The sequence below is a fragment of the Streptomyces sp. NPDC039609 genome (assembly GCF_055596705.1).
Window position 1 is genome coordinate 781460 of record NZ_JBVIUJ010000002.1, and the last position, 23544, is coordinate 805003.

At 70.6% G+C, this 23544-nt stretch carries 22 protein-coding genes, 2 pseudogenes and 1 riboswitch; of the genes and pseudogenes, 16 read left to right on the plus strand and 8 right to left on the minus strand.

Annotated elements, in window-relative coordinates; genetic code table 11:
* Positions 1 to 54: 54 nt before the first annotated feature.
* The 5 genes from ACZ561_RS08975 to ACZ561_RS08995 are packed head-to-tail and all read right to left on the minus strand — an operon-like array spanning position 55 to position 5750.
* Positions 55 to 954, minus strand: a complete 900-nt coding sequence (locus ACZ561_RS08975; RefSeq protein WP_470991217.1) for an ECF transporter S component — start codon at positions 952 to 954, stop codon at positions 55 to 57.
* Positions 918 to 2669 (minus strand): ABC transporter ATP-binding protein, encoded by a 1752-nt coding sequence (locus ACZ561_RS08980; protein WP_470991219.1) that lies wholly within the window; start codon positions 2667 to 2669, stop codon positions 918 to 920. Before ACZ561_RS08980 ends, ACZ561_RS08975 begins: the two co-directional genes overlap by 37 nt.
* Positions 2666 to 3763, minus strand: a complete 1098-nt coding sequence (locus tag ACZ561_RS08985; RefSeq protein ID WP_470991221.1) for an energy-coupling factor transporter transmembrane component T — start codon at positions 3761 to 3763, stop codon at positions 2666 to 2668. The genes ACZ561_RS08980 and ACZ561_RS08985 overlap by 4 nt, the downstream gene beginning before the upstream one ends.
* The gene (locus ACZ561_RS08990; protein WP_470991223.1) at positions 3760 to 4497 is read right to left on the minus strand and encodes an SCO2322 family protein; all 738 of its coding nucleotides are present in this window, start codon (positions 4495 to 4497) and stop codon (positions 3760 to 3762) included. Before ACZ561_RS08990 ends, ACZ561_RS08985 begins: the two co-directional genes overlap by 4 nt.
* Positions 4494 to 5750, minus strand: coding sequence for a prenyltransferase/squalene oxidase repeat-containing protein (locus tag ACZ561_RS08995; RefSeq protein ID WP_470991225.1), 1257 nt, complete (start codon positions 5748 to 5750; stop codon positions 4494 to 4496). Before ACZ561_RS08995 ends, ACZ561_RS08990 begins: the two co-directional genes overlap by 4 nt.
* 95 nt (positions 5751 to 5845) lie before the next feature.
* Positions 5846 to 5926: riboswitch (cobalamin riboswitch) on the minus strand.
* A gap of 180 nt (positions 5927 to 6106) precedes the next feature.
* On the opposite strand from ACZ561_RS08995, the gene ACZ561_RS09000 reads away from it, so the two are divergent.
* Positions 6107 to 7726 carry a serine/threonine-protein kinase gene (locus tag ACZ561_RS09000; protein WP_470991227.1) on the plus strand — a complete coding sequence of 540 codons (1620 nt, stop codon included), beginning with the start codon at positions 6107 to 6109 and terminating at the stop codon, positions 7724 to 7726.
* Between the two features lie 21 nt (positions 7727 to 7747).
* On the opposite strand, the gene ACZ561_RS09005 is transcribed toward ACZ561_RS09000, so the two are convergent.
* Positions 7748 to 8785, minus strand: coding sequence for an MBL fold metallo-hydrolase (locus tag ACZ561_RS09005; protein WP_470991229.1), 1038 nt, complete (start codon positions 8783 to 8785; stop codon positions 7748 to 7750).
* A 715-nt stretch (positions 8786 to 9500) separates the two neighbouring features.
* Between ACZ561_RS09005 and ACZ561_RS09010 the strand changes: the two genes are divergently transcribed.
* Both ACZ561_RS09010 and ACZ561_RS09015 read left to right on the plus strand, forming a co-directional pair.
* Positions 9501 to 10433 (plus strand): TIR domain-containing protein, encoded by a 933-nt coding sequence (locus tag ACZ561_RS09010; RefSeq protein ID WP_470991231.1) that lies wholly within the window; start codon positions 9501 to 9503, stop codon positions 10431 to 10433.
* A 26-nt stretch (positions 10434 to 10459) separates the two neighbouring features.
* Positions 10460 to 11299: a macro domain-containing protein gene (locus tag ACZ561_RS09015; protein WP_470991233.1), complete on the plus strand. Its 840-nt coding sequence runs from the start codon at positions 10460 to 10462 to the stop codon at positions 11297 to 11299.
* A gap of 100 nt (positions 11300 to 11399) precedes the next feature.
* Here the strand turns inward: ACZ561_RS09015 and ACZ561_RS09020 are convergent, their stop codons facing one another.
* Positions 11400 to 11633: an HAD family hydrolase gene (locus tag ACZ561_RS09020; RefSeq protein WP_470991235.1), complete on the minus strand. Its 234-nt coding sequence runs from the start codon at positions 11631 to 11633 to the stop codon at positions 11400 to 11402.
* 163 nt (positions 11634 to 11796) lie between these two features.
* On the opposite strand from ACZ561_RS09020, the pseudogene ACZ561_RS09025 reads away from it, so the two are divergent.
* The 5 genes and pseudogenes from ACZ561_RS09025 to ACZ561_RS09045 all read left to right on the plus strand — a co-directional run.
* Positions 11797 to 12402: pseudogene (locus ACZ561_RS09025) on the plus strand (tyrosine-type recombinase/integrase); the annotation flags it as partial.
* A gap of 133 nt (positions 12403 to 12535) precedes the next feature.
* Complete coding sequence (locus tag ACZ561_RS09030) at positions 12536 to 14005, plus strand: aldehyde dehydrogenase (RefSeq protein WP_470991237.1); 1470 nt, start codon at positions 12536 to 12538, stop codon at positions 14003 to 14005.
* Positions 14005 to 14238: a ferredoxin gene (locus tag ACZ561_RS09035; RefSeq protein ID WP_470991239.1), complete on the plus strand. Its 234-nt coding sequence runs from the start codon at positions 14005 to 14007 to the stop codon at positions 14236 to 14238. The genes ACZ561_RS09030 and ACZ561_RS09035 overlap by 1 nt, the downstream gene beginning before the upstream one ends.
* Before the next feature lie 63 nt (positions 14239 to 14301).
* On the plus strand, positions 14302 to 14889 hold the full coding sequence (locus tag ACZ561_RS09040) for a hypothetical protein (RefSeq protein WP_470991241.1): 588 nt from the start codon (positions 14302 to 14304) through the stop codon (positions 14887 to 14889).
* Between the two features lie 102 nt (positions 14890 to 14991).
* Complete coding sequence (locus ACZ561_RS09045; protein ID WP_470991243.1) at positions 14992 to 15528, plus strand: hypothetical protein; 537 nt, start codon at positions 14992 to 14994, stop codon at positions 15526 to 15528.
* Positions 15529 to 15536: 8 nt separating this feature from the next.
* Here ACZ561_RS09045 and ACZ561_RS09050 read toward each other — a convergent pair whose 3' ends face one another.
* Positions 15537 to 16211, minus strand: a complete 675-nt coding sequence (locus tag ACZ561_RS09050; protein ID WP_470991245.1) for a TetR family transcriptional regulator — start codon at positions 16209 to 16211, stop codon at positions 15537 to 15539.
* A gap of 207 nt (positions 16212 to 16418) precedes the next feature.
* On the opposite strand from ACZ561_RS09050, the gene ACZ561_RS09055 reads away from it, so the two are divergent.
* From ACZ561_RS09055 to ACZ561_RS09090, 8 genes and pseudogenes are all read left to right on the plus strand, one after another.
* On the plus strand, positions 16419 to 17762 hold the full coding sequence (locus ACZ561_RS09055) for a glycosyltransferase family 4 protein (protein ID WP_470991247.1): 1344 nt from the start codon (positions 16419 to 16421) through the stop codon (positions 17760 to 17762).
* Between the two features lie 108 nt (positions 17763 to 17870).
* Positions 17871 to 18623 (plus strand): class I SAM-dependent methyltransferase, encoded by a 753-nt coding sequence (locus ACZ561_RS09060; RefSeq protein WP_470991249.1) that lies wholly within the window; start codon positions 17871 to 17873, stop codon positions 18621 to 18623.
* The gene (locus ACZ561_RS09065; protein ID WP_470991251.1) at positions 18620 to 19696 is read left to right on the plus strand and encodes a prenyltransferase/squalene oxidase repeat-containing protein; all 1077 of its coding nucleotides are present in this window, start codon (positions 18620 to 18622) and stop codon (positions 19694 to 19696) included. The genes ACZ561_RS09060 and ACZ561_RS09065 overlap by 4 nt, the downstream gene beginning before the upstream one ends.
* Before the next feature lie 138 nt (positions 19697 to 19834).
* Positions 19835 to 20377, plus strand: a complete 543-nt coding sequence (locus tag ACZ561_RS09070; protein ID WP_470991253.1) for an SRPBCC family protein — start codon at positions 19835 to 19837, stop codon at positions 20375 to 20377.
* Positions 20378 to 20415: 38 nt separating this feature from the next.
* A complete protein-coding gene (locus ACZ561_RS09075; protein WP_385142655.1) occupies positions 20416 to 20898 on the plus strand; it encodes an RrF2 family transcriptional regulator in 483 nt (160 codons plus the stop codon).
* 97 nt (positions 20899 to 20995) lie between these two features.
* A complete protein-coding gene (locus ACZ561_RS09080; RefSeq protein ID WP_470991255.1) occupies positions 20996 to 22207 on the plus strand; it encodes an MFS transporter in 1212 nt (403 codons plus the stop codon).
* Between the two features lie 197 nt (positions 22208 to 22404).
* Positions 22405 to 22911 (plus strand): annotated as a pseudogene (locus ACZ561_RS09085) (thiamine pyrophosphate-binding protein); the annotation flags it as partial.
* A gap of 33 nt (positions 22912 to 22944) precedes the next feature.
* Positions 22945 to 23478, plus strand: a complete 534-nt coding sequence (locus ACZ561_RS09090) for a thiamine pyrophosphate-dependent enzyme (RefSeq protein WP_470991355.1) — start codon at positions 22945 to 22947, stop codon at positions 23476 to 23478.
* The last annotated feature ends 66 nt before the right edge of the window (positions 23479 to 23544 follow it).

Here is a 23544-nt window from a genome sequence, read left to right on the forward strand (position 1 = left end):
TTTTCGCAGCTCACGTTGGGCTATGGGGTGATTTGGGAGGGTCTGAACCCTCTCCTACTCCGCTTCGTACGTGACGTAGGTCCTGTGGGGCGCCTCACCCCGAGGGGGCCCATCCGGCGCCTCGAATGTGACCTGGGCCTCGAAGTTCGCCCGCCGCGTGGCCCGCCGAAGCGCCCTGAGAAGCGTCCGGCCGACGGTCAGCGTGAGCACCACCGTGAGGGCGGCCCGGCCGAGGTCCCAGCCGAGGGAGGTGGCGAGGACGTACGCGAGGAAGCGGACCAGGTTCTCGTGGACCGGGTCGCCGGGGACGAAGGAGATCCCCGTCCCGAGGCCACCCACGGTGACCCAGCCGTACAGATTGGTGACGGTGCCGTACGCGAACGCCGCGACGAACCCGTACGCCGACAGCATCAGCAGCTCGCCCCGGCCCCTGACCTTCCCCGGCCCCGGCAGCAGACCCGCGCCCATGGTGAACCAGCCCATCGCCAGCATCTGGACCGGCATCCATGGGCCCACACCGCCCGTGAGCAGGGCGGACGCGAACATCGTCACCGCGCCGAGGACGAAACCGAACCCCGGCCCGAGGACCCGGCCGCTCAGCACCATCAGGAAGAACATCGGCTCCAGGCCCGCCGTCCCCGCCCCGAGCGGGCGCAGCGCCGCGCCCACGGCGGCCAGCACGCCCAGCATCGCGACCGCCTTCGCGTCCATCCCGCAGTCGGCGATCGTGGCGACCACCACCGCGATCAGAAGAGGGAGGAGGGCGGCGAAGAACCAGGGGGCGTCGGCGGCGTGCGTGGTCACGGCCGAGGAGGCGTCCGCGAAGAGGGGCCAGCCGATGGCGATCAGCCCGATGACGGAGACCAGGACGAGGGCGGCGACCGAACGCGGACCGAGCCGAACGGGTCCTCGGCCGCTCACAGCGCCTCCCTGACCTGCTCGACCGTGAGCCACGGCTGCGGGGCGAGGATCTTGGCGACCTGAGGGGAGAAGGCGGGGGAGGAGACGACGACCTCGGCCGTCGGACCGTCCGCGACGACCTCGCCGCCCGCCAGGATCACCACCCGGTGCGCCAGCTCCGCGGCCAGCTCCACGTCGTGCGTGGCGAGCACGATGGCGTGCCCGTCGGCGGCCAGCGCGCGCAGGTGCGCGACGAGACGGGCCTTGGCCGCGTAGTCGAGACCGCGCGTCGGCTCGTCGAGGAGCAGCAGCGGGGGGCGCCCGGTGAGCACGACGGCCAGGGCGAGCGCGAGGCGCTGGCCCTCGGACAGGTCACGGGGGTGGGTGTCGTCCGCGACACCCGGCAGCAGCTCGGACACCAGGGCCCGGCAGGTCCCGGGCGCGGCGCCCGTGTCGGTGTCGGCGGCGGAGCATTCGGCGGCGACGGTGTCGGCGTACAGCAGATCGCGCGGCTCCTGCGGTACGAGCCCCACCTGCCGGATCAGCTCGCGGGGGTCGGTCCGGTGGGGGACGCGGCCGGAGACGAGAACGGCGCCGGAGGTGGGGGTGACGGTGCCGACGAGCGCGTTGAGCAGGGTGGACTTGCCGGCGCCGTTACGCCCCATGAGCGCGACGGTCTCGCCTGCCCGGACCTTCAGGTCCACCCGCCGAAGCGCCTCGACGCGCCCGCGCCGGACGCCGAGGGCGTCGACCTCGACGAGGTGGTCGGACCCGGGGACCCGGGCGGCGGTGTCGCGCCGCCAGAGCCTGGAGATTCCCCCACCGCGGCCTCCCCCGGAGCTCCGCCCGGCAGACCCCCCTGTCCCGGCGCCGTCCATGAGCGGCTCCGCCGCGGGCCGCCGGGGGCCGGCCGCCCCCGTGGGCGCGTCGGCGCCGGGCCCAGCGGAGGCCGTCTCCGTGAGCCGGGTCTCCAGGCGTTCGCGCAGGTCACCCGCTGCGCGGCGGGCGTCGCGGACCGTCAAGGGCAGCGGCTTCCAGCCCGCCAGCCGCCCCAGCGCCACCACTGGTGGGTGTACCGGCGAGATCGACATGATCTCGGCCGGTGGACCCATGGTGCCCTCCGGCAGGAGGATCACCTGGTCCGCGTACTGGACCACCCGCTCCAGGCGGTGCTCCGCCAGCAGGACCGTCGTGCCCAGGTCGTGCACCAGACGCTGGAGCACCGCCAGGACGTCCTCCGCCGCCGCCGGGTCCAGCGCGGACGTCGGCTCGTCGAGGACCAGGACCTCGGGGTGCGGGGTCAGCACGGAGCCGATGGCCACCCGTTGCTGCTGGCCGCCGGAGAGTGTGGCGATCGGACGGTCGCGGAGCTCCGCGAGGCCCAGCAGGTCCAGGGTCTCCTCGACCCGGCGCCGCATCACCTCGGGTGCGAGGCCCAGGGACTCCATCCCGTACGCCAGCTCGTCCTCGACCGTGTCCGTGACGAAGTGCGCGAGCGGGTCCTGTCCCACGGTGCCGACCACGTCCGCCAGTTCTCGGGGCCGGTGCGTCCGGGTGTCCCGGCCCGCGACCGTGACGCGGCCGGTCAGTGTGCCGCCCGTGAAGTGCGGGACGAGCCCCGACACCGCGCCGAGCAGCGTCGACTTGCCGACCCCCGACGGGCCCACCAGCAGGACCAGTTCGCCCTCCGGGACCGTCAGGTCCAGGTCACGCAGCGTGGGCTCCGACTCCTCCCCGTACCGCACCGAGACGTTCTCGAACCGGATCACGAAGACTCCTTGGAGACGGGCACAGGGGCCACGAACGCGGGCACCAGGCCCACCAGGATCGATACCGCGGGCCACACCGGAAGCTCCGGTGCGACGAGCGGGACCACGCCGGGATGCAGCGCCTCGTACGCGTAGACGTTCGCCCAGATCATCAGCGCCGCCACCGCCACCCCCGAACCGGCGACCAGCCACGCCCGCACCCCCCACCGGTCCGGCCGGTACCGGGTCCGTACCGTCCTGCGCCCGCCGAGCCGGAGTCCGGCCATCGCGGCGACGAGACCGGCGACGACCAGCGGCAGCCCGTACCCCGCGCCCTGCGCCGCCAGCAGACCGTACGAACCGGCGCACACCCCCAGCAGCCCGCCGAGCGTCAGGACGTTCGTGGTCCGCCGTACGGCCGCCGGCACCTGCGCCGTACGCCCGTAGCCACGCGCGTCCATCGAAGCGGCCACCGCGATCGACCGCTCCAGCGCGCCCTCCACCACCGGCAAGCCGATCTGGAGCACCGCGCGCACCCCGCCGGTCGGCCGCCCCCGCAGCCGCCGGGCCGTCCGCAGCCGCATCACGTCCGCGACCAGGTTCGGCGCGAAGGTCATCGCCACGACCACGGCGACCCCGGCCTCGTACAGGGCGCCCGGCAGCGACTTGAGCAGCCGCGCCGGGTTGGCGAGCGCGTTCGCCGCGCCCACACAGATCAGCAGGGTCGCCAGCTTCGCCCCGTCGTACACCGCGAAGACGACCTGCTCCGCCGTCACCCGGCCACCGATCCGCACGCCCTGCGCCCAGTCAGGCATCGGCACCTCGGGCAGCGTGAACAGCTCGTAGGTTCCCGGGATCGCCGATCCGAGCACGATCGAGAACACCACCCGCAGGGCCACGACGAACAGGCCCAGCTTCACGAACGCCCCGTACGAGCGCGCCCAGGGGGCGTCCGTACGCCGGGCCGCGACGACATAGCCCGCGACAGCGACGATCAGGCCGAGGAGGAGCGGGTTGGTGGTACGGGAGGCGGCCACCGCGAGCCCCAGCGCCCAGAGCCACCAGGCACCGGCGTGCAAGGCGTTGGAGCGGTTCGCCTCGGGGGCACGGATCATGCGCGGCGGCGTGCCTTCCAGATCGCGGCGCCGCCGATCGCGAGTACGGCAGCCCCGCCCACGACGATCCCGGCGGAGGGACCGTCGTCGTCGCCGTCCTGCCGGGCGGCCGACGACGTGGGATTCGCGGTGGTCGTCCCCGCCGGGGACGACGGCTTCGTCTCCGCCACCTGCTCACCGCAGCCCTTCGCCGGATACCCGGCGATCCCGCAGAGCAGGGCCGCGCTGTCGTACCGCAGCGGCTTCACCACGGCGGCCAGCGCCTCCGCGCCCGTCGCGTCCTCACGGACCTGCGCGCAGCCGACCTTCAGCCGCTGGGACGGCGGGGTCTCGCCGGGCGGGGCGTCCTCGGGTCCGCCGAAGTCGACGACGACCGCGACCCGCTTGGTGTCCGCCTTCTCCTCGACACCGGCGCAGATCGTCGTGAAGGAGGGAGCGGCGGAGGGCCGGGAGGCGTCACTGCTGTCGTTGCTGAGGGCGAAGCGGAAGCCGATCGCGTCCCCGTCCCCGGGACGGGCGGACGCCGGACCCTGCGTCGCGTACGTCCACGTCCCGCCGCCGTCGCTCTCCCAGAACGACCAGTACCGGTATCCCGCGGCGTGCGCGGGAGCGGCGGCGGTCAGCGTCAGTACGACACCTGCCGCCGCTCCGGCCGCGACCCGGACCGTGCGGCGGCCGGCGGCCCCGGCCACGGCGCCGGGAACCCGGGGCGTCCAGAGCCGGGGCGTCCTCACTTCTTGCGCCCGCTGAGCAGGAAGCCGATGCCGACGCCGACCACCATGCCGATGCCGATGATCCACCACAGGTCGAAGGAGCCGGAGTCCCCGTCGCCCTCACCCGGCGACGCGCTCGGGGACGGCGTGCTCTGCGGCGCGGGGCCGGTGGCGTTCAGCTCCTTGACAAGGTCGGTCGAGCCGAAGGCGCGCGGGTCGACACCCATCGCGTTCGAGGCGAAGACCAGCTGCGCCCAGGCGGCGGGGCCGCTCTCCCTGGCCCAGGTCGCGGAGTTCTGCTGCAGCCAGGTCAGCGCCCCGGTCGCCTCCTTGGTGGCACCGGTCGCGGCGAGCGCGACGACGGCGTCGGCGGTGTTACCGAAGTCGGGCAGCTCGGTCGGGTCGGTGGCGCCGGGCATCGGCGGGGTGTTCAGGTGACCGGTCTTCGCGAGCGCTCCGGCCAGGTAGGAGGCGCCGTTGAGCGCGGCCCGCTCGGCGGTGGGCTTCGGCAGGTCCTTGCAGGTCGGGGACTGCTCGGGCTTCACCCCGCCGGCGGTGATGCCCTTGCCGAGTCCGGCGATGGTGGCCGCCGCGGTGGCGTCGGCGTTCGCGAACAGCCGCCCGTCCTTGTCCGGCTGGTACGCGAAGGCGCCCGGGCCGTCCTTCGTGGAGCAGGGGGTGGCGAAGGTGAGCAGTGCGTCGTACGGCGTCCGGCCCTCGGCCGACTTCACTTCACCGGGCTTGTCGCCCAGGGCGGCGAGCGCGCTGACCACGATGGACGTCGAGTTGGCGTCACTGGGGCTGCCGGGGTTGTAGCCCCAGCCGCCGTCCTTGTTCTGTATGCCCTTCAGCCAGCCGGAGCCCGCCTTGACGGCCTTGGACACCGCCTCGGGGTCGGCGCTCTGCTTCTGCACGGCGGCGAGGGCGTGCAGGGCGACGGCGGTGGCGTTGGTGTCCAGCATCGTGGCCGGGGTGCACGGCTTGGCGGGGTCCGGCCGGTACGAGGAGAACGCGCCGCTCTCGCACTGCTGCCCCTTCAGCCAGGTCACGGCCTGCTCGGCGGGCTGCACACCACTGATCCGCTGCGCGATGAAGGCGACCGACTGGCGCCAGACACCGTCGTACGTCGGGTCCTTCGTGCCGTAGAGACCGGCGGGGATCACCGGTGCGGGCGTGGGGGTCGGAGAGGGCGCGGCGGACGCGGCGGGGGCCAGCGCGGTGCAGAGCACGGCGGCGGTGGCGAACGCGGCGGCGCCGCGGCGGACGGTGGTCATGCGTGCTGGCCTCTCCTGCGGCCGGGCACCGGCACGCACAAGGCACCAGGCTCGGCTCCGTATTCCTCGACGGTGCCGGCGGTCACGTCCCGACGGGGCATTCCGACTCACCGTCGACGGCTTGAGGGCGACGGTTCACGGTTGCGGGTCAGTGCCGGAATTGCACCGGCTTCCCCCCGTACGGGCATGATGACGACTCGCACACTCTACCGGCCCGTACCCCTTGCGACCGGCGGGTGCGAGGCGCCTCACACACAGCCTGCACGGGGCACCGGACGCTGTGCCATGCTGACTGCTGCTCACGTGACCGCTGTTCACGTGTGCGACGTGGACGGCATCTCACGGGGGTGTGCTGAATGCGGCCGTTGACCGAGACCGATCCGCGCCGGGTCGGCGCGTACCGCTTGCTGTACCGCCTGGGGGAAGGCGGCATGGGCTGCGTCTATCTGGGCCGCTCGCCGGGCGGGCGGACGGTCGCCCTCAAGGTCGTCCACGGCGCACTGGCCGGCGACTCCGGCTTTCGCCGGCGGTTCGCCCGCGAGGTCAGGGCCGCCCAGTCGTTACGGGGAGCGGGGACGGTGCCCGTCCTCGACGCCGACCCCGAGGCGACGGTGCCCTGGCTGGCCACCGCGTACGTTCCCGGCCCCGCGCTCTCCGAGGCCGTGATCGGGTACGGGCCGCTGCCCCAGGACGCCTTGTGGCGACTTCTCTCCGGGCTCGCCCACGCCCTCGACGGTGTGCACCGCGCGGGCCTGGTGCACCGGGACGTCAAACCGTCCAATGTCCTGCTCTCGCAGTCAGGACCCCTGCTCATCGACTTCGGCATCGCGCGCTCGGCCGACGAGACGGCGCTGACCGGGACCGGTCTCGTGGTCGGCTCGCCCGGTTACATGTCGCCCGAGCAGGCGGAGGGCAGGACGATCGGCTCGGCCGCGGACGTCTTCTCCCTCGGCGCGGTCCTCGCCTTCGCGGCGACGGGGCGCGGACCGTTCGGCGGAGGGTCGGTGGCCGAGCTGCTCTACCGGCTCGTGCACCACGAGCCGGACCTCGACGGGGTCGGGGGCCGCTTCGGTGAGCTCGCGCGGGACTGTCTGGCCAAGCGGCCCGAGGACCGTCCGACGGTCGCCGAGCTCGCCGCCGACGCCGACGTGCATCGCGCCGGACACGGATCATGGCTGCCCGCGCCGGTCGTCGCCGCCATCGCGCAGAAGGCGGAGGAGCTGCTCAACGCGGAGGCGGAGGAGGAGCTGACCGAGGCGGAGACACCGGGGGTCGTGGCGGACAAGGGGACGGGCGCGGCCGTGGAGGGTGCGGGCGCGGCTGTGAAGGGTGCGGATGCGGCTGTGGACGGTGTGGAGGCGGTCACCACCGTCCTGCCCCCGCACACCCCGCCTCCCACGGCGGTCCTGCCGGGGCGCGCCAGGACCGGGACCGGGACGGCGAGGGTGCCGCGCGCCCGGGCCGAGTCGGGTCGCCCGCTCGCCCGTGTGCGCGCCGTCAAGGCGCTGACGTCAGGGCTCGGCAGACCGCTGTACGGACTGTTCTTCCTGGTGCCGATGTTCGCGTTCCTCATCGGCGGGATCGACCTCATGGACCGGGCGGTCCGGTATCCGTCGCTCTCGGACCAGCAGCAGGGCCCCTACCAGTGGGCGATGAACGACTGGTGGCGCGTCCCCGGCACACTGCTGCTGTTCGCGGCGATGGTGGGTCTCCACCTCTACCGGCGGCGTCTCGTGACCGTTCCGCCCGGCAGGGTCCGGCTGTGGGCGGCCGGGGTCGGCGTCTACTGGATCGCGCTGTGCGCGGTGAGCGTCCTGCACGTGCTGTGGTTCATGTTCGTGCACAGCGGTACGAACTACTCGGCCGCCGGCGGCCAGCACTTCCTGTGGTGGGTGGCCCTTCCCGTGATGATCTTCGGCGGCGGCACCGCTCCGTTGATCCTGGTGATGTCCTGCGTCCGGATCGCCAAGGCCTGAGCCCGCCGCCGCGCCGGCGCGTCAGACCGCCACGTACGCCACCGGGTCGGTGCCCTCGACGGCCTCCGCGCGGCCCAGCTTCACCAGGCGTCGCACATGGGCCTCGGCCTCGCTGACCGCGATGTTCCTGGAGCCGTACGGGATCTGTTCCCAGGGCCTGTTCCACTCCATGCGCTCGGCGAGCTGCCACGGCGTGAGCGGGGTCGCCAGCAGGCCGAGGAGGCCGGTCAGCCGCTCCTCGTGGTGGTCGAGCAGCTCCCGTACCCGGCCGGCCGCGTCCGCGAAGGCGTACTGGTGGGCGGGGAGCACCTCGGCGACGCCGAGCCTCCCGATCCGCTCCAGCGAATCCAGGTAGTCGCCCAGCGGGTCGGTCACCGTGGCGTCGTCCGGGTCCTCGTACAGGCCGATGTGCGGGGAGATCCCGGGCAGCAGATGGTCGCCGGAGAAGAGCCGGCCATGGCCGGGCAGCCGCGCGGGATGCTCCTCCTCCAGGTGGAGGCAGACATGGCCGGGGGTGTGGCCCGGGGTCCAGATCGCGCGCAGCCGCCGCCCGGCGAGGTCGAGGAGCTCGCCGGGGACGATCTCGCGGTCGGGGACGGCCGAGCGGAGCCCGGGCAGCGTCCGGGTCCGGCCGCCCGAGCGGGCGGCGAGGAGCGGGGCGATGTGTTCCTCGGGGGCGCCGACGGTGGTCAGTTTGCGGGCGAGGTACTCCAGCCAGGTGGCGGGCTCGGACTCGCGGGTGCGGCGGACGACGGCGGAGTCGGCGGCGTGCATCGCGATCCACGCGCCGGACGCCTCGCGGACCTGCCCGGACAGACCGTGGTGGTCGGGGTGGTGGTGGGTGATGACCACCCCATGGACGTCCCGTACGGAGGTGCCCAACGCGGTGAGCCCGTCGGACAGTTCGGTCCAGGAGGCGGGGTCGTCCCAGCCGGTGTCGATCAGCACGGGGCCGCGGTCGGTGTCGAGGACGTGGACCAGGGTGTGGCCGAGCGGGTTGTCGGGGATGGGGACCTGGATCGACCAGACGCCTCCGCCGTGTTCGGTCACCTGGCTCATGAGCCCTCATCTCTCCGCGACGGCAAGGCGCTTGCTCGACCATTGCCCACTATAACTAGAACTGACGGGGCGTCAGAGTGGTTTGCAGTGCAGTGCCTTTGGGGCGCCGCTGACCTGCGATGGAGCTGTCATGGTTGGCCGTTGGTGGTTGTCGTCGCGCGCCCTCGCACGGCCCACAGACGGCCCAGCCGAACCGTGCTCGGGGCCCCGGCAGCCGTTGTCAGTGCTGCTGGCTAGAGTCCGCTTGCGCGCGGCCGGGTCCCGAGGTGTCCAGCTCTGTAGTACGGCTGCATTCCTGACTCTGTCTGAGGCGGCCCGGGGAAGGCCCGGGACCTAATTGACGTTCAGGCTCCGCCGATGGCCAAGAGTGACCTGCCAGCACCGGCCGCGCGCACCTCCCAACCTGGGCTGCCAGCAGCCGCCTTCGACTCCGAAGCCCCACTGTGCTGCGAAGCGTGCACCGCATGTCCCGATGCCTCCAGGTGTCTCGCACGGCCACCGCGCCGCAGCTCATCGGCATGCCGAGGTGTCTGCGGGTGGCCCGCGCTTCTTGTGGAGACGTGCCATGACCCGCCCTCCCTATGCCATCCGTGCCCTCCTCGAGTCCCCATCCAGCCCTCCTCACCAGGCCACTCTTTGCGGGATCGCCAGACAGCAGTCCACTTCGTCGGCAGAATGTTGTCGTCATCAGGTGTTCGGGGCGGGGTACGAGACAATGAAAATCTTCATCAGCTGGTCTGGAGCGGCAGGAGCGAAGTGCGCTGAGGAGCTTCGCGATTGGCTCCCATACATAAATCCGACACTCTCACCTTTCGTCTCCTCCCGAGATATTTCGAAAGGCGAGAGGGGATTGCCGAAGATCGCCAGTGAGCTCAAGGACTGCGCCTTCGGGATAGTTTGCGTGACTCGCGACAATCAAGCGGCTCCGTGGATCAACTTTGAATCTGGGGCATTATCGCGAGAGTTGGGGGAATCGATGCTTGCGCCCTTCTTGCTGGATCTCGATGTAAAGGACCTAGAGGGGCCACTCACTCAATTCCAGGCAACCGATAGCCGCCATAGGGACGAGGTTTGGCAACTCGTAAAAAGCATTAACGAAAAAAGCGATACCAGCGTTGACGCCGCGAGGCTGCTCGTAACCTTTGACCGATTCTGGGGAGACCTCGACGAAAAACTCTCCGCGATCAGGGAGGCTGCACCTGAAAGCGAGGCCCCGATTCGAGAAACTCCTGACATCCTGAACGAACTCGTGGCATTGATCAGGGAGCAAAGTGGGAGAATTCAGAGACTGGAAGGTGCCATTAACAAGAAGGTTGGCAATTTCACCTCTAATTACACCATAAATGAGCCCCGTGAAGTGGTGATCGAGGCCGAATCATCCACCCGGCCGCGCTTGAGCGATCGCGTCGAATTTACGAAAAGTGAGCTTAGTGAGCTAATTGGATCCGACAATATTGTCAGATGGCATGCTCTCCATAGAAAGTCGCCCGAGGTGGAAGTTCTCTGCACGGTGGAAGGGGTGGCACAGGCGCGCGCCAATGCGGGTGCCATCGGCGCTCTCGCCAATCGGTACAGTGTATTGATCACTGTCGAATCGACGAAAGACAACACTCGACTTAGCTGGACACCTGAAGAGAGCATTTCGTGACACAGGCTCGTAGGAGTCGGGGTGTCATGCGTTCCCGCAGAGGAATCGAGCGAATTCTGCGAAACGCGTCGATCGCCTTTGCGGCACTCTCGGGAATCGTCCAGTTGGCGACTGCCGTTTTCCCTGATCTCGCGATGCCTGGTTTCCGCGTACTGGCAGGCCTTCTGCTTCTTTCCTTCACTTGGGGGGTGCTGTCGTCGCTCTCGCGGGCGAAAGCAAGTCGAGATTTCGCTAATCCCGACTTCGTCGTGACGGTTAAGAGGGGAGATCTCTTCTCGGAGTCGGGCAGTTGGGTGGTCGGATTTACTGATGTTTTCGATACGTCCACACATATCGGGGACGTCATCTCTTCGCACAGCGTTCAGGCTCAGCTCGCGGACAAGCTATTCGGCGGCGATTCCTCAATCCTGGATGTGAAACTGTCGGAAAGTCTCGCTGGAATAGCTCCAAATTCAGAAGAAGGTATTCAAGATAAACCCAAGGGGAAGCGTATCAGATACCCGCTTGGCACAGTAGCCTTCATGCGAGAAGGCGGGCAGAATATTTACGGTCTGGCCTACTCCAGGATGAGTAATTCCTTGGTCGCGCAATCCAGCGTAGATCTGCTCTGGAAAAGCTTGAATAGCCTATGGGAATCTGTTGCTGTGAATGGGCGCCGGCAGGGTCTGGCCATGCCAGTAATAGGCGGGGACCTCGCACGAATAGACAACGTCGACCATGAGACGCTGATAAAGTTGATCATCCTTTCCTTTGTGGCGCGATCTCGGCGCTCTGTAATCGCGAGTGAGCTAACTATCGTGATACACCCCGAGAACTTGGACAAGGTTGACATAGCCGAGGTTCGGGCCTTCATGGCATCGCTTTAAGGAATGGAGACCAGGCAACGGGCCGTGCGCCGAGCCTTGCGCGGCAGGTGCCTTGAAGGGGTAGGGAAGATATTACCGCCGACCTGCGTCGCACAATCAGTTATGGTGCCGTGAAGGCGCGGGCGATGGATCGCATATCAGTGACCACTGCACCCGCGCCGGCGGCGGCGAGAGCCGCCTCCTTGCCGAGCTTGTTGGCGAAGCCGATACTGCCCGCGCCTGCCGCTCGCGCTGCCTCGATGTCGGTGACAGAGTCGCCCACCAGCGTCGAACGCTCGGGGGATACACCGAGCGTCGCCGCGGCTTCGAGCAGAGGATGCGGGGACGGCTTCATGAGATCCGGTCGCAGCACCCGGTCGGCCGACCACAGCCTCGACAGCTCCGGATAGTCCCTGCGCTGAAAGGTAGGCGTGCACGCAGTCGGCGGAGTTGTTGCTGACGACGGCCACGCGGCGCCCCGAGGCGCGTGCGGCCGTCATGGCCTCGACAGCCCCACCGGCGAGATCTTCGGACTTCCTGTGGACGAGGTCGGGTTCCCCTCGGGGTGGCTGCACGTCGGCTGGCAAGTGAAGATGATCGGCGGCCGGGCCGTCTTCGCGCCCCCGAAGAGGGGCAAGGTGCGCGACGTGCCGCTGCCCGAGCACGTGGGCCGCGCGCTCGCGGCACATATGGAGCGCTTCCCGCCCGAGGACGTCACGCTGCCGTGGGAGACGCCGGACGGGCCGCCCGTGACCAAGCGGCTGCTCTTCACCACGGAGGAGGGCAAAGCGGTGGGGCGGCACTACTTCAACACCGCCTCCTGGAAGCCCGCCCTGGTGGCGGCCGGCGTCCTTCCGGAGCCCGAGCCGGGGGAGCGGCCCCAGGAGTCGCGCGAGGACGGCATGCACGCGCTCCGGCACTTCTACGCCTCTGTGCTGCTCGACGCGGGGGAGAACATCAAGGCCCTGAGCGGGTACCTCGGGCACGCCGACCCCGGGTTCACGTTGCGGGTCTACACCCACCTCATGCCGAGCAGTGAGAGCCGTACCCGCAAGGCCGTTGACGACATGTATCGGCGGGCCGCCGGAACGGCTGACGGCCCAGAGACGGCCCAGGCCGCGTGAGTAGGGCCCCCACCGGCCGCAAAACGGCTGGTGGGGGCCCATTCTGTCCGTGCCATTGCTCCCTATAACTAGAACTGATATCAGTTCTGATACACAGTCAGAAACATTGCGGGTTCCCGGGAGGCAGTCGGTCATGACCGAGCTTGTGGAGCACGGAAAGCTGTTCATCGGCGGGGAGTTGACCGATCCGCTCGGCAGCGACGTCATCGAGGTGATCTCGCCCCACACCGAGGAGGTCATCGGCCGTGTGCCGCACGCCTCCGAGGCCGACGTCGACCGGGCCGTCGCCGCCGCCCGCGCGGCCTTCGACCGCGGACCCTGGCCCCGGATGAGCGTCGAGGAGCGGATCGAGGTCGTCACCCGGATCAAGGACGCCATCGCCGTACGCCACGAGGAGATCGCCCGCTCGATCAGCGCGCAGAACGGCTCCCCGTACTCCTGGAGCGTGCTCGCCCAGGCGCTCGGTGCGATGATGGTGTGGGACGCGGCGATCACCGTCGCGCGCGACTACCCGTACGAAACCCCACGCGCCGGTGTCCTCGGACCGATCCTCGTGCGGCGCGAGCCGGTGGGTGTGGTGGCGGCGGTCGTGCCCTGGAACGTCCCGCAGTTCACCGCCGCCGCCAAGCTCGGACCCGCGCTCCTCGCCGGCTGCACCGTGGTCCTCAAGCCGTCGCCCGAGTCCCCGCTCGACTCGTACATCCTCGCCGACATCGCGACCGAGGCCGGACTCCCGGAGGGCGTCCTGTCGATCCTGCCCGCCGACCGCGAGGTCAGCGAGTACCTGGTGGGGCACCCGGGCGTCGACAAGGTCTCCTTCACCGGATCGGTCGCGGCCGGAAAGCGCGTGATGGAGGTCGCCTCCCGCAACCTCACCCGCGTCACCCTCGAACTCGGCGGCAAGTCCGCGGCCGTGATCCTTCCCGACGCCGACGTGGCGACGGCGGTCGCCGGGATCGTGCCGGCCGCCTGGATGAACAACGGCCAGGCGTGCGTCGCCCAGACCCGCATCCTCGCCCCCCGCAGCCGTTACGACGAGATCGCCGAGGCGTTCGCCGCGGCCGCCGGTGCGCTCGTGGTCGGCGACCCGCTCGACCCGGCGACCCAGGTCGGTCCGCTGGTGGCCAGGAGGCAGCAGCAGCGCTCCCTCGAATACATCGGCATCGGCCAGGAGGAAGGAGCCAAGGTCCTTGCCGGCGGCGGCCGTCCGGCCGGCCTCGACCGCGGCTGGTACGTCGAGCCGACCCTCTTCGGAGGCGTCGACAACACCATGCGGATCGCCCGAGAGGAGATCTTCGGGCCGGTCATCTGTCTCCTTCCGTACGGGGAGGAGAACGAGGCGCTCAGGATCGCGAACGACTCCGACTACGGGCTCAGCGGCAGCGTCTGGACCGGGGACGTGGAGCACGGCATCGACTTCGCCCGGCAGGTGCGCACGGGCACGTTCAACGTGAACACCTTCAGCCTGGACATGCTGGGGCCGTTCGGCGGCTACAAGAACTCCGGCCTGGGACGGGAGTTCGGCCCGGAGGGCTTCGGCGAGTACCTGGAGCACAAGATGATCCACCTGCCGGCCGGTTACGAGGGGCAGGGTGGCGCCTGATGGGCGACCGCTGGCACGTCGAGGTCGACCGGGGGGTGTGCATCGGTTCCGGCATGTGCGTGAACCACGCCCCGGACGGCTTCCGCCTCGACACGGCCCGCCAGTCCCACCCGCGCGAACCGGAGTCGGACGCGAACGAGAAGGTGCTCGCGGCGGCCGAGGGGTGCCCGGTGGAGGCCATCCTGATCACTCTCCTCGCCGGCGGGGAGCCGGTCTTCCCGCCCGAGGAGTGATGTCCCCGGATTCCCGGGCGTGTGTGACACTCCTCCGGCACACGGACAACAGGGGTGGGACACATGCGAAGGACCTGGCGGGCGACCGTCTGCGGGGCGGCGGCGATTCTGTCGATGTCGATGACGGGCTGCGGCGCGGCGGAGGACGCCGGGCAGCCCGCGTCCTCCGCCTCGGCGTCCCCTCCGGGCCAGGGGAAGGGGTTCGGCAGGGCCGCGGCGCAGGCCGACATCGACGCGGCCACCTCCGCCGCCGGTCTGCCGGCTTCCGGACGGCCCGGGCCGCTGCCGTCCACCACCCCGGCCGGGGCCACGGAGAAGGACAGGCTCAAGGCGCGGGCCGCGGCCTGCTCGGCCCATTGGATGGGCGTCGGTCGGGAAGTGGGCGAAGGCGGCGATCCCCGGGCGAAGTTCGACGCCACGCTCGCCGAACTGAAGGAGCGTGGCTGGCGGGTGACGACGGACCGGCGGGCGGACGAGCTCGGGAAGGAGGGCGCCTTGGTCACCATCTGGCTCAAGAAGTCCGGCTGGTCGCTGATGGGCCGCCATGGCACGGGGGCGCTGGAGATGGTGTCCTTCCAGGCGACGGAGGACGCCTGCATGAACGAGTTCACCGAAGCGGAGTGGAAGTTGATGATGAGCGCCGACGAGTAGCGGTGCGGGCCGGAGGTGCTTCGGCCAACCGTTCTCACGTGCAAAAATCTTCACCTGATCACGGGGGCAACAGGCCCGCGTGCACCCAGGATTGGGAGCGTTGTGCGCAAGGCGAAGTGGGTGGCCGCGGCCGCCGGTGTGGTGCTGCTGGTCGCGGGTTGCGGTGGCGAGGCCGGCTCGGGCAAGAACAAGGGCGGCTCGTCGTCCTCCTCCTCCGGTTCCACGACCGGTGGGGCGGAGGCGGGCGGCGGCGACAGCCCGGACGCGGCCGCGGTGGAGAAGGAGATCGAGGCCGCTGCCACGGCGGCGGGCTTCGTCCAGGACGCCTCGGGCGAGGACGTACCGGCGGAGCTGAAGGACTGCATGGTGTCCTGGACGGCCGACACGAAGAAGGTCGCCGACCCGAAGACGTCCTACGACGCCACGGTGAAGACGCTGTCCGGCGGCGGCTGGAAGGAGGGCCAGGGCACCGAGCAGGCCGGGTCCACCATCAAGACGCTGAACAAGGGCACCTGGTCGCTCAAGGCCAGCAACCACGGCGCCGCAGGCTTCTCGATCGTGATGTTCATCGGCACGGACAACACCGCGAAGTGCGAAGCCCTGTTCAAGGCCGACCTGGAGAAGAACAAGAAGCCGTAACGGCTCGCTCACACCGTCCCGCGGCCCTCCGGGGCCGCGGACACGGTCGGCGCGGCGGCCACGGGGTGCGCGGCCGCCGGCCCGTTCGGCACGGTCAGGTCGATCAGCCGGCAGACCGTCTCGATGTCGATCTTCACCTGGGCGATCGAGGCCCGCCCCGACAGCCAGGTGATCAGAGCCGAGTGCCAGGTGTGCTCGATCACCCGCACCGCCGACAGCTGCTGCGGCGTCGGGTGCTCCAGGCCCATCGCGTCCAGGATGATCGCCGTCGTCAGCCGCGAGACCGTGTCCACCTCGGGGCTCACGCTCCGGTCCGCGAACGTCAGCGCCCGCACCATCGCGTCCGCCAACTGCGGTTCCCGCTGGAGCGCCCGGAAGGCCCGCATCAGCGTCTCCGCGACCCGCTCCGCCGAGGTCTCGCCCGCCGGCGGACGCTTCCGCAGCGTCGTGTGCATGTGCTGGAGCTGGTCCTGCATCGTCGCGACCAGCAGATGGATCTTGGAAGGGAAGTAGCGGTACAGCGTGCCCAGCGCCACCCCGGCCGCCTCGGCGACCTCGCGCATCTGTACGGCGTCGAAACCGCCCCGCCCGGCGAGCTGCGCGCTGGCGTGCAGGATGCGGCGGCGACGCGCCTCCTGGCGCTCTGTCAGGGGCGGCGAGGCGGGTCTGTCTTCCGACGTCATGAGGTCCCGTTCCGTGCGGTGAGGGAGCGACAGTATGGCGGGGCTCCGGCCGTGGCGCGAATCACCTGATCCGGCTCTTACGGCGGGGCTACCTGCCGGTAGATTCTGTGCTCCTTGAACGATCAAGAACGATCAAGTCTGAAACTTGTTCTAGATTAGCGCGAGCGGTTACGCTCCCGCGAAACGCAAGCTCGAAGGGGGCCGCGAGTGACCGCTGAGGCCATAGAAGCAGGCCCCCGCCGGGGCACCGCCCCAGACGCTCCCACCGCCGGTGACAGTCCGTTGCGGATCGCTCTCCTCACGTACAAGGGGAATCCGTTCTGCGGCGGCCAGGGCGTGTACGTCCGGCATCTCTCCCGCGAGCTCGCCCGCCTCGGACACCATGTCGAGGTCATCGGCTCGCAGCCGTACCCCACCCTCGACGAGGGTGTCCCGCTCACCGAGATCGCCAGCCTCGACCTCTACCGCTCGCCGGACCCCTTCCGCACGCCGAAGCGGGACGAGTACCGCGACTGGATCGACGCCCTCGAGGTCGCCACCATGTGGACCGGTGGCTTCCCCGAGCCTCTCACCTTCTCCCTGCGCGCCCGGCGGATGCTCGCCGCCCGCCGCGGGGACTTCGACGTCGTCCACGACAACCAGACCCTCGGGTACGGGCTCCTCGGCGGCACCAAGGCGCTCGGTGCCCCGCTCGTCACCACGATCCACCACCCCATCACCGTCGACCGGCAGCTCGAACTCGACGCCGCCGCCGACTGGAAGCGCCGCGCCTCCGTCCGGCGCTGGTACGGCTTCACCCGGATGCAGAAGCGCGTCGCCCGCCGAATGCCGTCCGTGCTGACCGTCTCCGGCACCTCCCGGCAGGAGATCGTCGAGCACCTCGGCGTACGCGACGACCGCATCCGGGTCGTCCACATCGGCGCCGACACCGACCTGTGGTCCCCCGACCCGTCCGTCGCCGAGATCCCCGGCCGGATCGTCACGACCTCCAGCGCCGACGTCCCGCTCAAGGGCCTCATCCATCTCGTCGAGGCCCTCGCCAAGCTCCGCACCGAGAACCCGGCCGCCCACCTCGTCGTCGTCGGCAGGCGCGCCGAGGACGGGCCGGTCGCGCAGGCCATCGAACGGTACGGACTCGAGGACGCCGTCGAGTTCGTCAAGGGAATCTCGGACGCCGAGCTCGTGGACCTCGTGCGCTCCGCCCAGGTCTCCTGCGTGCCCTCGCTGTACGAGGGGTTCTCGCTGCCGGCCGCCGAGGCCATGGCCACCGGGACCCCGTTGGTCGCCACCACCGGCGGCGCGATCCCCGAGGTCGCCGGCCGTGACGGCGAGACCTGCCTGGCCGTGCCGCCCGGCGACGCGGGCGCCCTGGCGGCCGCCCTCGCGCGGCTGCTCGGCGACGCGGACCTGCGGACCCGGCTGGGCGCCGCGGGGCGGGCCCGGGTCCTCGCCAACTTCACCTGGGCGCGGGCCGCCCAGGGCACCGCCGACCTGTACCGCGAGGCCATCGCCTCGCGGGGGAGCGCCGTACGGCAGAGAGCCCACAGGTGACCGCCTCCCGGCGTCACCGGGGACCCGACGGGACCGCCCCCAGGTGACCACCTCTCCGCTTCGCCGCCTCCACCCCCGCACCACCACCCATCCGGAAGGGCAGACCCCGTGCTGACCGTCGACTTCACCCGCTTCCCGCTCGCCCCCGGCGACCGCGTGCTCGACCTGGGCTGCGGTGCGGGCCGGCACGCCTTCGAGTGCTACCGGCGCGGCGCCCAGGTCGTGGCCCTCGACCAGAACGGCGAGGAGATCCGCGAGGTCGCCAAGTGGTTCGCGGCGATGAAGGAGGCCGGCGAGGCCCCGGCCGGCGCGACCGCCACCGCGATGGAGGGCGACGCGCTGAACCTGCCGTTCCCCGACGAGTCGTTCGACGTCGTGATCATCTCCGAGGTCATGGAGCACATTCCGGACGACAAGGGTGTCCTCGCCGAGATGGTCCGGGTGCTCAAGCCCGGCGGCCGGATCGCCATCACCGTCCCGCGCTACGGCCCCGAGAAGATCTGCTGGGCGCTCTCCGACGAGTACCACGAGGTCGAGGGCGGCCACATCCGCATCTACAAGGCGGACGAGCTCCTGACCAAGATCCGCCAGGCCGGCCTCAAGCCGTACGGCACCCACCACGCGCACGCGCTGCACTCGCCCTACTGGTGGCTGAAGTGCGCCTTCGGCGTGGACAACGACAAGGCCCTGCCGGTGCGCGCGTACCACAAGCTCCTGGTCTGGGACATCATGAAGAAGCCCGCCCTCACCCGGGTCGCCGAGCAGCTGCTCAACCCGGTCGTCGGCAAGAGCTTCGTGGCGTACGCGACCAAGCCGCATCTGCCGAAGGCCGACGCGGACGCAGTGGACGCCGCCAAGTGACCTCTCCCGAGCAGATCGCGGAGCACCTGCTCCTGCCCGGGGTCCTCACCGCCGAGCAGGCCGCCGAGACCGTCGCCGGGATACTCGCCGTCCAGCGCGAGGACGGGGCGATCCCGTGGTTCCGGGGCCACCACCTCGACCCGTGGGACCACACCGAGGCCGCCATGGCCCTGGACACGGCAGGCGAGCATGCCGCGGCCGCCCGCGCCTACGAGTGGCTGGCCCGCCACCAGAACGCCGACGGCTCCTGGTACGCGGCCTACCACGACGGCGACCACACGGACGTCACCGACCGGGGCCGCGAGACCAACTTCGTCGCCTACGTCGCCGTCGGCGTCTGGCACCACCACCTCGCGACCGGCGACGACGCCTTCCTCGACCGGATGTGGCCGGTCGTCTACTCCGCCGTCGAGTTCGTCCTCGGCCTCCAGCAGGCCGGCGGGCAGATCGGCTGGAAGCGCGAGGAGGACGGCACGCCGGTGAGCGACGCCCTCCTCACCGGGAGTTCCTCCATCCACCACGCGCTGCGCTGCGCGCTCGCCATCGCCGAGGCCCGCGAGGAGCCCCAGCCCGACTGGGAGCTCGCCGCGGGCGCGCTCGGCCACGCGATCCGCAACCACCCCGAGCGCTTCCTCGACAAGTCCCGCTACTCGATGGACTGGTACTACCCGGTCCTCGGCGGCGCGCTGACGGGCGCGGCCGCACAGGCCCGTATCGACGCGCACTGGGACGAGTTCGTGGTCCCGGGGCTCGGCGTGCGGTGCGTGCTGCCCAACCCGTGGGTCACCGGCGGCGAGAGCTGCGAACTCGCCCTCACCCTCTGGGCGATGGGGGAGTCCGACCGGGCACTGGAGATCCTCCAGTCCATCCAGCACCTGCGCGCCGAGGGCGGCATGTACTGGACGGGGTACGTCTTCGAGGGCGACAAGGCCGTGTGGCCCGAGGAGCTCACCACCTGGACCGCCGGCTCCCTGCTGCTCGCCGTGGCGGCCCTCGGCGGCGACGAGGCGACGGTGGCGGTCTTCGGCGGGGAACGGCTGCCGAAGGGCCTGGAGCCGGACTGCTGCGGGTAGTCGTCGGCTCCGGGCGGCCCGGTCCGCCTGGCCGGGCGGACCGGTCCACGGGCCGGCCCGGCGCCGGCGCGTCGTAACGTGACACATCGGTCCGCGGGTTTTTTGACGCGTGCCAGTCGTCCGGAGGACGCTCTGGACATGCCTCAGACAGAGAACTCCCGGAGTGTGCTGCTCGAAGCGCGATCGGCCGTCGTGATTTCCGCCGAGCCGCATGTCGTCTATTCCGTCGTCAGTGATCTCCCGCGCAGTGGTGAATGGAGCCCGGAATGCGTCGGGGGCGAATGGGTGTCCGGTGAGCCGGGTGCGGTCGGTTCGGTCTTCCGGGGGGAGAACGAGCGCGGTGTCGAGGTCGTGGCCTGGGCACCTGTGGTGCGGGGGGCCTGGCACACGGAGGCCGAAGTCGTCGCGGCCGAGCCCGCGGTGACGTTTCGTTGGTCGATGCGGAACAGTTCCGGAGAACGTCAGGACAGCGTCTGGGGATTCGACGTCGAACCGTCGGGATCCGGCAGCCTCCTGACGCACCATTTCCGCATGGGAAATCCCACCGAGGGAATCCAGGGAATCACCGCTGAAATGGACGGCCCCACCCGGGCACGCTTTTTCGCGGAGTGGCAGGCCAAGGTGGCCGACGACCTCGCGACCACGGTGCTGCGCATCAAGGACATCGTCGAGCGAGGGTGACTGGCGCGACAGAACCTGGATAGTTAGACTCCAGGATTATGCGTACGGGTGAAGTCGTCGAGTGGGGCCTGCACTGCTGTCTGACGCTGGCCTGGCTCGACGAGAAGCAGCCGGCGCCGTCGGCGAAGCTGGCGGCGGTGTTCGACCTGTCGCCCTCGTACCTCAACAAGTGCTTGCAACGCCTGGTCCGGGCGGGGATTCTGACCTCCACCCCCGGACCCCGCGGGGGCGTGCGCCTGGCAAGGGCCCCCGAAGCCATCACAGTCATGGACATCGTCTCGGCGCTGGAAGGCCGTGACGAACTCTTCCGCTGCTCGGAGTTGAGGCAGCGGGGGGCGGGCGGTGCGGAGATCCCCGCATCCGAGTCCCTGCAACCGTGCGGCATCGCCACCGTGATGCGCCGGGCCGAGATGGCATGGCGACGTGAACTCGCCGGCCAGACCCTTGCCGATCTGATGGCATCCGCCCCGGCCACCACGCCGCGCAGGATCCGCAGGAGTTACGACCGCATCTCCACCTGAGTCTCGCGAGCACGTCCGGCGTGGGCGCATCAGGCTGCCCTACGCCCCCGACTCGCCCCCGACCCCTTGACCTGACCCTCCCAGCGGGAGATTCGAGATGAAAACTATCCTGAATAAGGAACGGCAGAACCCGACGGACCAGAAGGCGGGAGGCCGAGGACTCGGCCCTACCTTCGTCCTCGCGCTCGGCACCTTCGCCGTCGGTACCGACGCCTTCGTCGTGGCCGGTTTCCTGCCCTCCATGGCCCAGTCGCTGGACGTGTCCACGTCCGCGGCGGGCCAGTCCGTCACCCTCTTCGCCGCGGCCTACGCGGTCCTGTCGCCCGTCCTCGCCACCCTCACCGCGCGCATCCCGCGACGCACCCTGCTCGTGTCGGCGCTGGTCGTCCTCGCCCTGGCCAACCTGCTCTCCGCACTCGCCCAGGACTACCCCACTCTGCTGATCAGCCGGGTCCTCGCGGCAGCCGGTGCCGCCGCGTACACGCCCAACGCCGGCGCCGTCAGCGCCGCCCTGGTCCGCCCCGAACTGCGTGCCCGCGCCCTCGCCGTCGTCATCGGCGGCCTCACCATCGCCACGGCGCTCGGCGTTCCGCTCGGCAACGCCGCCTCGCAGTGGACGAGTTGGCGTGTCGCGCTCGGCGCCGTCGCCGCACTCAGCCTGATCTGCGCCATCGGCGTCCTGCTCGTCATGCCGCACCTGCCCGGCGGCCCCCGAGTCCCGCTCGCCACGCGGCTCGCCGTCCTGCGCAAGCCCGGAGTGATCGCCGTGCTGCCGCTGACCGTCCTCGGGATGGCCGCCTGCTACACCGCGTACGCCTACAGCGTGCCCACCCTGAAGGCCGTCGGTGTGCCGCAGTCCGGCGTGACGCTGATGCTCTTCCTGTACGGAGTGGGCGCCGTCGTCGGCAACTTCGTCGCCGGACAGGCCACCGACCGGGTCGGCTCCGTCCGCGTGCTCACCGTCGGCTATGTCGTCATGACCGCCACCTTCGGCATCCTGACCTGGCTCGCCGGGGCCTCGGCACACCTTCCCGTCCTGGTCGGCGTGCTCGCCCTGGCCTGGGGAGCGAGCAGTTGGTGCCAGACGCCCCCGCAGCAGCACCGCCTGATCTCCGCCGCCCCGCAGGAGGCGGCCCTCGTGGTGTCGCTCAACTCCTCCGGCATCTACCTCGGCGTCGGCCTCGGCACGGTCATCGGCGGACTCGCCCTGCCCACCGGCGTCTGGCTGGTCTATCTGATCGGCGGGATCCTCGCCCTCGCCTCGCTCGTCTGGCTCCGCGCCGGCGCGTTCCTCATGAAGCGTCCGTGAAAGGGGCCACCACGATGACCGTCGCACCGAACCCCACACCGGACTCCGCACGGGAGTCCGCAGTGGATCCCGCGCTGGAGCCCGCACCTGACTCCGCATTAGATCCCGCGCTGGACTCCGTGTCGGACCCCACACCGGACTCCGCATCGAACTCGGCAGCAGACCTCCCGCCCGAGATCACCGGCGCCGACTGTCTGATGCGCGCCCTGGAGGCCGCCGGAGCGGACCTCGTCTTCGGCATGCCCGGCGGAGCGATCCTCCCCGCGTACGACGCCCTCCTCGACGCTCCGTCGATCCGGCACGTCCTCGTCCGGCACGAACAGGGCGCCGGGCACGCCGCCGCCGGATACGCCCAGGCCACCGGCCGGGTCGGCGTCTGCATGGCGACCTCGGGGCCCGGCGCCACCAACCTGGTCACGGCCATCGCGGACGCCCATGTCAACGACGTGCCCCTGGTGGTGATCACCGGTCAGGTGCCCAAGGAACTCGTCGGCACCGACGCCTTCCAGGAGGTCGACTTCTGCGGCGTCACCCGGCCCGTGACCCGGCACAGTTACCTCGTCAGCGACCCCGCCGAGATCGCGGAGTGCGTCCTGGACGCCTTCCGCATCGCCGGCGGCGAGTACCCGGGCCCGGTCGTCGTCGACATCACCAAGGACGCGCTCCAGCGGCGGGTACGGCAACCGGTCCTGCCGTACCGGCCCGCCCCGGTCCGCCCGAGGCCCGCCCCTGCGGTGGTGCAGGGTGATCCGGCGGATGCGGACACCCCCTTGGGGGCCGTTCTGGCCATCCTGGCCCGCGCCACCGGCCCGGAGACGCTGCACGTCCTCGGCGGCGAACTCCACCATCTGTGGCGGGGGAGCGACGACTCGGCGCTCGCCTCCCATCAGTGGAGCACCCCCGGCTACGCCCTGCCGGCCGCCCTGGGCGCCCGGATGGGCCTGCCGGACCGGAACGTCTGGGTGGTCACCGACCCCGGCTGCTTCCTGGCCACCGGGCGCGAGCTGGTCACGGCCGCACTGAACAAGGTGCCGCTGAAGGTCCTCGTCCTGCGGGACGCGGGCGGGGCCGTCGCCGATCTCGGCGGCATGGCCGAGGCGATGGGCTGCCGCGCCCTCGGCCGTACGGATCCGGCCGGTCTTGCCGCCGCCGTCGAGCGGGCGCACACCGTGCACGACCGGCCGGTGCTCGTGGAGTGCGTCGTTCCGGGCGGAACCGAACCGGGCACGCAGCGAACATGGCCTGAAGTGGTCGCACCCGAAGCGGCCTGAAAGGGCCACGGGGGAGGGGCATCCGCGACCGGGCGGATGCCCCTCCCCTGCTGCGTGCCGTCCTTC